This is a genomic window from Alphaproteobacteria bacterium GM7ARS4 (assembly GCA_014332745.1).
Lineage (GTDB): Bacteria > Pseudomonadota > Alphaproteobacteria > GM7ARS4 > GM7ARS4 > GM7ARS4.
Window position 1 is genome coordinate 1 of sequence record JACONL010000017.1, and the last position, 11,706, is coordinate 11,706.

Below are 11,706 nucleotides of genomic sequence, written 5' to 3' on the forward strand. Positions count from 1 at the left end.
TGAGTTTGCGCCAGATTGGTATGCCCTTGCCAGTGGTTATGTGGGACGCACGCGCCTCACGCGCACCATTGGCAGGCTTCAGGGTTTAGATGTGGTGACATCCTCCTTTGATGTTGGTTTTGTGCGCCGCAATGCGTGGGCTGAGGATGATGCCGTGTTGTTGCGTGTGGGGCAACCCATGCGTGTTGAGGGTGGCACATTGGATGTCAGTTTGCGTCATCGTCGTGGCGTCTTGCTCCAGCGTTTTGATGTGCGCCCGTCAGGCCGCACCCTTGAGCTTGGGTTTGGCTATGACGCTATGCTCTCTGAGCGGGTGCGTATGCGCACGATGGTGGATTATATCCTCAATCCCCAGCATAGCGTTCGTCGCCCAGACGAGCTCTTTGCCATCATGAGCATACGTGGCGCTTTCTAGGGGGCGTTCTCATCTTTCCTGATGGAAGAACGAACTCTTATAGCGCGCCTCCCGTCTCAGGTAGGCTCTGAGGTTGTCATTCATGGCTTTGTGGACTCCGTTCGTGACCAGAAGAACGTCCAATTCGTCATCGTGCGCGACCATACGGGAAAGGCGCAAATTGTTCATGGCAAGGAGGATAAAGAGTCCTCTATGACGCAAGAGATAAGCGCCCTCACGCCAGAATCTGCCGTGACGGTGCGAGGCTCTGTCATCAAGGCGTCTCAGGTGACGTTGGGCGGGGTAGAGATTCATGCAAAAAGTCTCTTTGTGCAGGGGATGGCTGAGACGCCTCTTCCCATTGCCGATGACTCCGTCCTTGAGAAACAGATGGATTGGCGACATGTCAGTTTGCGTCATCCAAAGAATGCGTTGACCTTTCGGGTGCAAACAACGATGGAGCATGCGATGCGCGCCTATTGGGCGCAAAACGGATTCATTGAACTTCATTCACCAAAACTCATGGGGACGGCAAGCGAGTCGGGAGCGGAACTTTTCGAACTCTCTTACTTTAATGATAAAACAGCCTATCTTGCTCAATCGCCTCAATTCTATAAACAAATGGCGATGGCGGCGGGTTTCGACAAAGTCTTTGAGATTGGGCCTGTCTTTCGCGCCAATCCTTCTTTTACGTCACGGCATGACACGGAATTTACCTCTGTGGATGTAGAGCTCTCGTGGATAGAGAGCTATAAGGATGTGATGGCGATGGAGGAAGAGTGGATTGTTTTTTTCTTACAAGCCGTCAAGCAAGCCCATGGTGATACCATCAAAGATGTTTGTGCCAGTGAGGTCGTGATTCCGCAACGTCCTTTCCCGCGTCTGACTCTTGCCCAAGCTCGTGACGTCCTTGAAAAAAAGGGACATGTCATAGGGCATAAGGCGGATTTAGATCCACAGGGGGAGCGTCTGTTGAGCGACTATATACGTGATACGCATGGCCATGAATTCGTCTTTGTGACGGACTATCCCACCTCTGTGCGTCCCTTTTATCATATGCGTGACCCAAACAATCCCGATGTCACACTGAGCTATGACTTGTTATGGAAGGGTATAGAGATCACAACGGGTGCGCAACGTGAACACAGGCTCGACATCCTCACACGCCAAGCCATTGAGAAGGGTGTTGCCATTGAGCCTCTCACCTCTTATCTCAATTTTTTTAGGTATGGGTGTCCTCCCCATGGGGGTTTTGGTCTTGGCTTGACACGCTTGCTGATGGTTATGCTTAATGCCAGCAATGTGCGTGAGGTGACGTATCTTTATCGAGGGCCGCATAGACTCTCACCTTAGGCTGGGTTATTGATGGCACATAGATGATGGCACATGGATTAAAGAGACGAGGTATGGGGTTGGTCTTGTCAGCGCCATCGGGAGGGGGTAAGTCAACGCTCTCTCGCCTCTTATTGGAACGTGATACGCTCTTGACGATGTCGGTATCATTGACGACACGTCCCAAGAGGCATGGCGAAGAGGAGGGACAAGATTATTATTTTGTCAGCCAGGGGGAATTTATCCGTCAAAGGGATACAGGGGATTTATTGGAGTGGGCAGAAGTCTATGGACATCATTATGGGACGCCTAGACGTCTTGTTGAGGCATTATTGGCGCAAGGCAAAGACGTGCTGTTCGATGTGGATGGGCAGGGCATGCGTCAATTACGTGTGTCGCTACAGGATAATATGGTGAGTATTTTTATGATGCCGTCCACGTTGCGTGAGTTGAAGAGACGTCTTGAAGGGCGGGGCGTCGAGAAGACAACAGAGATGGAGAGGCGTATCAGCGCCTTTTCCTCACAACTCGCCACAGCAGAGCACTATGACTATGTTGTCCTCAATGACGATGTGGAGACATGCTACAAGCAGCTACACGAAATCCTCAATGCCGAACGCAAGAAACGCATACGCTACCATAACCTCAAAGAATTCATTGCCTCGATGTAGTCCCTTGTCTATGGTTGAGTCACTGATATGTCTCTCTTAGGCTGACGATAGTGCAACGTGCGATAGAGAAATTTACGCCATATTATGAAAGAACAGGCGTTCGCCTTTATCATGGGGACGCTTGTTTGGTTATGGATTCCTTGCCAGCAGAGTCTGTCGATATGATTTTTGCGGACCCACCCTATGGTTTGTCCAACGGTGGTTTCTCGTGTCATGGGGGACGTAGAGTGAGTGTGAATAAGGGCGCATGGGACAAGAGTAAGGGTTGGCAAGAAGATAAACGATTTCATGAACGATGGATCAGCGCATGCCATCGTGTGTTGAAGTCCAATGGGACTTTGTGGGTCTCTGGAACATATCACTCAATTTATTGTTGTGGCTTTATTATGCAGTCACAGGGGTGGCATATGTTGAATGAAATTTGTTGGTATAAGCCGAATGCTCCACCCCATCTGGCGTGTCGTATGTTTGCAGCGAGCCATGAGACGTTGCTGTGGGCACGCAAAACAAAGACGGCAAAGCATTACTTTGATTATCAGGCCATGAAAGAGAGTCGCTTTGAGCAGGATTTTTTTAAGAGAGAGGGTAAGCAAATGCGTAGCGTGTGGGCTCTTAATACACCTCTGCCCCATGAAAAGAAGTATGGCAAACATCCAACGCAGAAGCCTCTCTCTTTGTTAGAGAGAATTGTGGTCGCCTCATGCCCACTCAAAGGCGTTGTTCTCGACCCTTTCTGTGGTAGTGCGACATCGGGCGTGGCGTCCGTCAAAGCGGATAGGAAATTTATTGGTATTGATAGTGACGAATCATATCTGGAGCTCTACGCTGTGCCTCGTCTCACAGATGTTATGAAAGAGATGCGCGATGAAGAGAGACTCTTTTAGTATACGGCGGAGGTGAAACATGGGAAATGCCCCTACTGCTCAGAGAGAGGGACGCAGTTTGGATACGGCATGGGAGGCCATTTTTCGTTACTGCAAGCTGGTACATTATCAATTTGATACGTCTCCCTATACGATAACAGCAACGGATATTAAAAGTGCTTGTCAACATCTTAAGAAGACTGGCGAGAAGGAAGTGCGCATTTTATGCAAGCAAGACACGAGGGATAGCAGACCATCTGTTTTTAAGGAGAGGGGGTTGTTCTTACTTCCCGTTAAGAATGGTATATACAAGATCGTGAAGGGAGAGGGGTATATGGATATTCCATCCATAGATGGGGATGCTGACCTCTACAGAGGAAAACTCGGTTTTACGTTAGAATCAGCAAAAGTCGGCAACTCGGAAATGCAACATTTAGATTTTGCCTATGCTCAGAGTGTCATACGTTCTTTTGTTGGTGACGACTCTTTAGTGTTGTCAATTCGGGGTAGGAAATTCACACCGCAATTTTCTTTTCGTGTGGGGCGTTTCTTCATAGAGGTGCAAAGTGTTCAGACAGAAGTCGATGCTGGGTATGAGGGTGTCGATACGCTCGTTCTCGTAGAAGCGAAGAACAGCAAAACGGATAATACCATCATACGTCAGCTCTATTATCCATATCGTCAGTGGTCGCAACACGTACACAAGCCTGTCATTATGCTCTTTTTTGAAAAGAGAGGGCGTGACTATATGATATGGCAGTATGACTTTGCCGATAAGGATGATTACAATAGCGTGTATTTGGTAAAAAAAGGGCGCTATCGGGTTTCACCATTATCAGGATAAAAGCATGATATTCAGCTTGCATGCGCTTTGTCTCTTTGCTTATCTTAACCCTTATTGTTTAGGGAGTCGCCCATGAATAGAAAGAATGCCTGTCCCATCGCTGGCGCGCGCCACGCCCATAGCGCGGCGGCGGGCGGTGCGCGCACAAACAGAGATTGGTGGCCCTCCATGCTCAATCTGAGCGTTTTGCGTCAGCACTCGTCCCTCGTCAATCCCATGGGGGAGGATTTTAACTATATCCAAGAATTCAAACGTCTCGACCTTGATGCCGTCAAAAAGGATCTGCACGCCTTGATGACGGACTCTCAAGAATGGTGGCCTGCCGATTATGGACATTATGGCCCTTTCTTCATACGTATGGCATGGCATGTGGCGGGAACATACAGGACTGGCGATGGACGGGGAGGAAGCTCCCAAGGGCTACAACGTTTTGCGCCCACCAATAGCTGGCCCGATAATGCCAATCTCGATAAAGCGCGCCGCCTGCTCTGGCCTATCAAACAGAAATATGGGCGTAAGATCTCATGGGCTGACCTCTTTATCTTGGCGGGTAATTGCGCTCACGACTCTATGGGTTTTAAGACCTTCGGCTTTGGTGGCGGGCGCGAAGACGTATGGCAGGCAGCAGAAGACATTTATTGGGGCTCGGAAGAGCAATGGCTGGGCAATGACGAACGCTATCAGGGGCAGGCTGATCATGAGGAACGTGTCCTTGAGAAGCCTCTCGCCGCCGTTCATATGGGGCTGATTTACGTCAATCCAGAGGGACCCAATGGTCAGCCAAACCCACTGGACGCCGCAAAAGACATACGTGAGACATTCGCCCGTATGGCAATGAATGACGAGGAGACAGTGGCGCTCATCGCTGGCGGACATAGTTTTGGGAAGTGCCATGGCGCTGCTCACGACTCGCATGTGGGTGCAGACCCTAACGCATCATCCATCGAAGAACAGGGCTTTGGGTGGAAAAATACGTATAAAAGCGGAAAAGGAACAGAGACCATCACCAGCGGGTTAGAAGGCGCATGGACAACCCATCCCACGGCATGGAATCAAGGAAAAAGTTTCTTCGATATGCTCTTTGGCTATCAGTGGAAATTAGGAAAAAGCCCAGCTGGCGCTTACCAGTGGTATCCTAAGGATCAAGAGGAAGAGGATTTTTCTCCTGATGCCGGTGACCCAAAGAAAAAATTAAGGACGATGATGTTGACGACAGACATCTCTTTAATAAAGGACCCTGCCTATCGCGAGATTGCCAAGAAATTTCATGAAGACCCCAAGGCGTTTGCTGACGCCTATGCTCGCGCATGGTTTAAACTCACCCACAGAGATATGGGGCCTGTCATACGCTATCTTGGAAAGGATGTGCCGAAAGAGAGACTCTTGTGGCAAGATCCTCTTCCCTCACAACAATCTGTCGACATCGATGCTAAGGATATTGCACAGCTCAAAAAAGAAATCCTTGAATCCGAGCTCTCCATTGCCGACCTTGTCACGACGGCGTGGGCATCTGCCTCGACCTTCCGTTCTTCTGATAAGCGCGGTGGTGCTAATGGGGCGCGCATACGGCTCGACCCGCAAAAAAACTGGGATGTCAATGAACCAAAGAGGCTGGCCCATGTCTTGTCCCTCTTGCAAGATATTCAACGCCAATTCAACAAAAAGAATGCCCAGAAACACGTCTCTGTGGCTGACCTTATCGTGCTTGGTGGCTGTGCTGCCATCGAGAAAGCCGCACACAACGCACGCTATACAATCAATGTGCCATTTCGTCCCGGCCGTGTCGATGCGATGGACGAGCATACCGATGCATCATCCTTCGAGCCCCTCGAGCCAGAAACGGATGGTTTCCGTAACTATGCTAAGACAATCTATACAGTGCCTTCTGAAGCATTGTTGGTGGACAAGGCACAGCTCTTGACATTGACAGCGCCAGAGATGACGGTGTTGGTTGGCGGTTTACGTGTCCTTGGCGCCAATCATATGAATAGGCCTCATGGCGTCTTGACAGACAAGCCTGAGACACTCACCAATGATTTCTTTGTCAATCTCTTGGATATGGCGGTGGAGTGGCTACCTACAGATGCATCAAAGCAAGAATTCGAAGGGAAACATAGGAAAACGGGACGCGCCATGTGGAAGGCAACACGTGTTGACCTTATTTTTGGACATCATGCCGAATTGCGCGCGCTCGCTGAGGTCTATGGATGTCAGGATGGGGCACAGAAATTTATCGATGATTTCGTTGCCGCATGGGTCAAGGTGATGGAGCTTGATCGCTTTGACCTCGACCCGAACTATGCCTAGTGTCCTGTCTGCTTTAGGACGTTATGCGTTCCATAGGGTGGAATTTCCATGACACTTACGGGAATCTTCCCTCGCATTTATATGCGCGCGTCGACCCCGCTGTTGTGACATCACCTCGCCTCGTGATGTTTAATGAGGCATTAGCCCATGCCTTGGGCTTGGAGACGCATAAGGTGGATGATGAGACACTAGCGCATATCTTTTCTGGCAACATCATCCCCCATGGCGCTTCCCCTCTCGCTCAAGCCTACGCAGGCCACCAATTTGGTCACTTTACCTATCTCGGTGATGGGAGAGCCCATCTCTTAGGAGAGCACGTCACGGACGATGGCACGCGTGTTGATATTCAGCTCAAGGGGTCGGGAAGGACGCCTTATGCACGACAAGGTGATGGAAAGGCCGCATTAGCACCGATGCTCCGAGAGTATCTTATGAGTGAGGCGATGTATGCTCTTGGCGTCCCTACGACAAGAAGCCTTGCCGTTGTCGCAACGGGCGAACCCGTCTATCGAGAAACGGTCTTGCAGGGCGCTGTGCTGACTCGCGTTGCGGCAAGTCATGTGCGGGTAGGTACGCTCCAGTATTGTATCGCGCGCCGTGATAAGAAAGGATTACAAGCACTTGTAGATTACGTGATAGCACGTCACGACCCCGCTCTTCGAATGTCAAAAACCCCTTATCTTGACCTGTTACACAATATCATGGTGCGACAGATACAGCTCGTTGTCTCATGGCTGCGCGTGGGCTTTATTCACGGCGTCATGAATACCGATAATATGGCACTTTCTGGTGAGACCATCGATTATGGACCTTGTGCCTTTATGGATTATTATGACCCCAAGACCGTCTTTAGTTCCATTGATAGGACGGGACGCTATGCCTACGGCCATCAGCCTTTCATTGCACAATGGAATATAGCGCGTTGCGCTGAGGCTTTTCTGCCTTTGTTAGACGAAGATAAGAAAAGAGCAACATGTCACGCTGAAGAGGTGATAGGGGATTTCCCCCGCCTGTTCGAGAGCGCATGGCTTTCCTGTATGCGCTCTAAACTGGGATTGCTTGGAGAGGATAAAGATGACCGCTCCCTGATACAAGATCTCTTGCAATGGATGCACAAGCATAGAGCCGACTATACGACAACATTTCGCGCTCTTATGAGAACGCATGACACAGACGCCCCACCCTATGATAATGATTCTTTCCGTCATTGGTATCAACGGTGGAAGACGCGTGTCGCACACCATAGCCCGTCGTGGCAGGCATCACAAGAGCATATGAAGACTTATAATCCCGCCATTATTCCCCGTAACCATCTTGTCGAAGAGTGCTTGAACACCGCCGTCGAGCGTCATGACATGACACCCTTCCATCAATTTTTGGACGTGCTATCCCATCCCTATGACGACAAGGGTGTTCATGAGTCCTATAAAAATCCGCCACCCTTCCAACAAAGTTGTTCTTATCGAACATTTTGCGGAACATGACGCCGTTGCGATGGTGTGCGTAAAAGCATGCTGTTGACGCTGTGCCCTAGAGCAAGAGAGATATTATAGGCGTCCCATGGTGAGACGGCGATAGAGTGCATGGGGTATGATACGCAAGAATTTCATGCCATAGCTAAAGGTTTTGGGGAAGTGGATTTCAAAGGACGTCGATTCTAAGCCGTTAGCGATGGTGTGTGCCGCTTGTTCAGGGCTTATGCGCATGGGCATGGCAAAGTCATTCTTGTCGGTAAGGCGTGTTTTCACGAAGCCCGGATTGATGAGTTTGATATCGATGGTACGACCATGCTCCACATAGAGCGATTCTGCAAGATTAATGAGTCCCGCCTTGCTAGCGCCATAGGGCTGTGCTTTCGGGAGACCCCGATAGCCAGCAACGCTAGAACAGAGGGCTATTTGTCCCATTCCTTGCTTAAGCATGAGGGGAAGGATAGCCTCGATGACATAAAAAGCGCCTAAGAGGTTGCAAGACAAAATACGTTCGGTCTCCTCAATATCCAACATATCCAACGACATGGGATGATAGAGTCCAGCCATGAAAATAACACGATGGATGTGCCGTACGTTGCGCATAATGTTGTCGCGTGCTTGTATGATGGTGGCTCTGTCGCACACATCGACAGGTTGCACCATAGGCTCTTGAGCGTTCATGCCTTCTAATGTGGTACATAAGGCATGCAACGCCTCCTCGTTCCTCGCTGAGACAATGACTCTATGTCCTCGTCCAGCAAGCTCTAAAGCCAGTGCTTTACCAATGCCATGGCTTGCCCCGACAATCCATACGTTGTCTCCTGCCATCCTATTGTTTCTGCATGAAGAGCGTGAGTTCCGCAAATGTTATCCCAAATTTCTTTAGGTAAGAGCGATTGATAACGACTCCGTCTCGCATAGCCCACATCCAATCATCAAATGTAAGACGATACACACTCTCGTCCACAGGGACGTCCATGACATAGGTCCAATGAATAGCATTGCCATGGGCTGTTCCTTGTGCTTGGCCAACAATATCTCCCGCCACACCCGTATAGCGCATATCATCATGCTTTGTGATATGCCATGTTCTATATTGTTTTTTAGGCCCATCATAATAGTGGAACACCTCTCGAAGGACACCTTTCTTACCTTCCCATGTTCCTACCAATTCGGCATCGAAGCGTGTGACGACACGTCCGCTTCTATCTTGAACGATTCCCCATGCCTTGATATTTCCCTGGAAAAAATCCTCTAGGACGAATGAAGGTTGTAGCGTGGCATAGTCAGCCCCTTGGATGCCGCCAGCACATGCGCTGAGAAAAGCACATGAGCTCATAATGATTCCTCTTTTCATGGGATTGTCCTCACATGAGTGTTGTGGATGAAATATGTGAGCCATAGGGCTACGAGTAATTTAAGGCAAGATGGGACGAATGCATAGAGAAAACTGAGGGAGTCTAGAGACGCCTCATCATGGATAACCCCCGGCTGATAGCCCAATATGTCAAGGAGGGGGAGTGTGACCCCTGTCGCGAGGGCAAGGGCTGCCTTTGATAAAAAGGTGGTGATAGCAAAATAGCGTGAAGCGGCGTCATGCTCTTGCTTGTCAGCAATGCGGTCGGCAAGGATGGAAGGGGGAAGAGCAAGGTCTGCGCCGAGGGCAGCACCAGAGAGAATACATATCATAGCGTAGGCTGTTTCGTCTCCCGCGCCCAAACGATAGGCCCATATGAATGTCATGCATGCGAGAATCATACTCGATACCCATGCTTTCTCCTTTCCGATGTGCCTCGCGACATACTGCCATATGGGCATAGCAGCAGCGCCACTCATAAAATAAAGGGTCAGGAATAGTCCTGTGGCATGGGGTGCTTGCAATCGGTCATTGATAAAGAATAAGACAAGGACGGCTGGAATGGCACTGGCGCATGCGTTGCACAAATAGAGAGTGAAAAAACGCGTTGTCCATGGGGTCACCAAAGTAGAAAATGGGGGTGTGTCTCGGGAAAGAGGAGGTGAGCCCAGGCGTGTTTTTTTCATCCATGAGAACAGGCTGACGGCTGCGAGCGTCAGCAAGGGAATATACATGACCCCCATCACGTGATAAGCGAATAAGACATCCTCCTTGTGCTGTTCATGAGCGCCTAATAACGTTCCTGTTGTGCACAGCACCATGCTTATGGCGAGCCAGAGGAGGGGATAGTCATCCATAGGATGAAAGACCATCCAGAATCCTCCCATGAGGAGTCCTATGCCTAAGAGGATGATTTTCTTGCGTATGCTGTGCATGTCATCGCTCATATGCCCGATGAACGGATCTTGTATCGCGTCAAATAAACGCACAGCAAGTAAGACACTTCCCACTGACGTCAGGGATATATCGAAATATGAGACATAGAGTACTGGCACATGCACATAGAGGGGGAAACCTATGAAGGCGAGAGGTAACGCCATGAGAGCATAGGAGAACAAAGACGACCTTCTCTTGACAGAGCACATCTGTAATGTATTGTGCATGAAATATTAATTTATCGTTGCATCGTGGGTATCGATGTGGTATAACGAGTATTGTTTCTTATCACTCGCGGACGTGGAAACCCTTAAGGAGGGTATCATAAGATGGTGGAGCGGTATAGGCTTTTTGTCGCTTTTTGGGCGTTTTTCAGCCTGTCGATTCTATCGGCATGTGGGGGTGGTGGAGGCGGGGGCGATTCTTCTGGCGTTGCCCCTGTTGTTCCTCTTGAGCCTGTGCTGTTGAATTTTGATGCCGAAGCGGAGGTGACGACCTTGCAGGGTGCGGGGCATGGGGATGTGCTGAGCCAGCAAGCACAGGATGCTGATGGTACAGCGGTGGCGGCTGGCGTCAATGTGGTGATAACGGATGAGGCTATTGCCGTTTCTGCCTCGGGTGCGTCTGTCTTTCTAGCGGCTCTTCCTAAGGGGGGGTGTTCCGTCATCAAGAATGGGCTATATCACCGTTACGTGACGTCCTATCGCTATGGGGATGGTTCGTTGGGATGTGCGGAGACATGCACGGCATCTCGTGGGCTCTTGACTGTCGGTGGCTATCGTATTCCTGTGTGTGTGCGGGACACGGAGTTATCTGCGGGTGCGTTCGTGGTGATGGCGACAGACTGCAAGAGCGCCTATGGCTTTGCTGAAGGTCAATGTATCGCACAGCCTCGTGATGCCACCCAGTGTCAAGGGGCGTCTCGTGTGTTACAGCGTGATGGTGAAGGGTGTGAGACATCCTCTACGTGCACGACAGCGGGTTATAAGGTCGTAGGGCATGCGTGTGTTGCCAAAGTGGCCACGGATTGTTTAGGCACACAAGGTTTTGCCTCAGGGAAATGCGTTGCGCGTCCCCGTGATGTGGCTGAGTGTCTGGCGGTTTCTCGTGTCCTCCAACAGGATGGTGAGGGATGTGAGACATCCTCTGCCTGCACGACAGCGGGCTATAAAGTCGTAGGTCACGCCTGTATTGCCAAAGTGGCGGCGGATTGTGCGGGCGAACAAGGCTTTGCTTCAGGGAAATGTGTTGCGCGTCCTCGTGATGTGACTGAGTGTCAGGCGGTTTCTCGTGTTCTCCAACAGGATGGAGAAGGGTGTGAGACATCCTCTACGTGCACGACAGCGGGTTATAAGGTCGTAGGTCACGCCTGTGTTGCCAAAGTGGCAACGGATTGTACAGGCACACAAGGCTTTGCATCGGGCAAATGTGTGGCGCGTCCCCGTGATGCGACTGAGTGTCAGGCGGTTTCTCGCGTGCTTCAACAGGATGGTGAAGGGTGTGAGACATCCTCTACGTGCACGACAGCGG

11 protein-coding genes are annotated in these 11,706 nt (G+C 50.3%); 8 read left to right on the forward strand and 3 right to left on the reverse strand.

All coding sequences use genetic code 11. The annotated features are described in order from the left end of the window. The 7 genes from GDA54_06880 to GDA54_06910 form a co-directional block, all read left to right on the forward strand. Positions 1-415, forward strand: a 415-nt coding sequence (locus GDA54_06880; GenBank protein ID MBC6498020.1) for a hypothetical protein, incomplete at its 5' end; no start/stop codon positions are given. A 21-nt stretch (positions 416-436) separates the two neighbouring features. Then, positions 437-1,747: an aspartate--tRNA(Asn) ligase gene (gene aspS / locus GDA54_06885; GenBank protein MBC6498021.1), complete on the forward strand. Its 1,311-nt coding sequence runs from the start codon at positions 437-439 to the stop codon at positions 1,745-1,747. Positions 1,748-1,770: 23 nt separating this feature from the next. Continuing rightward, entirely contained in the window at positions 1,771-2,397 is a 627-nt protein-coding gene (gene gmk / locus GDA54_06890; protein ID MBC6498022.1) for a guanylate kinase, read from the forward strand. A 131-nt stretch (positions 2,398-2,528) separates the two neighbouring features. Beyond that, positions 2,529-3,281 (forward strand): site-specific DNA-methyltransferase, encoded by a 753-nt coding sequence (locus tag GDA54_06895; protein ID MBC6498023.1) that lies wholly within the window; start codon positions 2,529-2,531, stop codon positions 3,279-3,281. 19 nt (positions 3,282-3,300) lie between these two features. Continuing rightward, entirely contained in the window at positions 3,301-4,104 is an 804-nt protein-coding gene (locus GDA54_06900; protein MBC6498024.1) for a hypothetical protein, read from the forward strand. Between the two features lie 72 nt (positions 4,105-4,176). Further along, a complete protein-coding gene (katG, locus tag GDA54_06905) occupies positions 4,177-6,411 on the forward strand; it encodes a catalase/peroxidase HPI (GenBank protein ID MBC6498025.1) in 2,235 nt (744 codons plus the stop codon). A gap of 23 nt (positions 6,412-6,434) precedes the next feature. Continuing rightward, entirely contained in the window at positions 6,435-7,895 is a 1,461-nt protein-coding gene (locus GDA54_06910; GenBank protein ID MBC6498026.1) for a YdiU family protein, read from the forward strand. Positions 7,896-7,958: 63 nt separating this feature from the next. Here GDA54_06910 and GDA54_06915 read toward each other — a convergent pair whose 3' ends face one another. The 3 genes from GDA54_06915 to GDA54_06925 are packed head-to-tail and all read right to left on the reverse strand — an operon-like array spanning position 7,959 to position 10,340. Then, complete coding sequence (locus GDA54_06915; protein ID MBC6498027.1) at positions 7,959-8,711, reverse strand: SDR family NAD(P)-dependent oxidoreductase; 753 nt, start codon at positions 8,709-8,711, stop codon at positions 7,959-7,961. A 1-nt stretch (position 8,712) separates the two neighbouring features. After that, on the reverse strand, positions 8,713-9,240 hold the full coding sequence (locus GDA54_06920) for a DUF3833 domain-containing protein (GenBank protein ID MBC6498028.1): 528 nt from the start codon (positions 9,238-9,240) through the stop codon (positions 8,713-8,715). Continuing rightward, on the reverse strand, positions 9,237-10,340 hold the full coding sequence (locus GDA54_06925) for an MFS transporter (GenBank protein MBC6498029.1): 1,104 nt from the start codon (positions 10,338-10,340) through the stop codon (positions 9,237-9,239). Before GDA54_06925 ends, GDA54_06920 begins: the two co-directional genes overlap by 4 nt. A gap of 165 nt (positions 10,341-10,505) precedes the next feature. On the opposite strand from GDA54_06925, the gene GDA54_06930 reads away from it, so the two are divergent. Further along, positions 10,506-11,706, forward strand: a 1,201-nt coding sequence (locus GDA54_06930) for a hypothetical protein (GenBank protein ID MBC6498030.1), incomplete at its 3' end; no start/stop codon positions are given.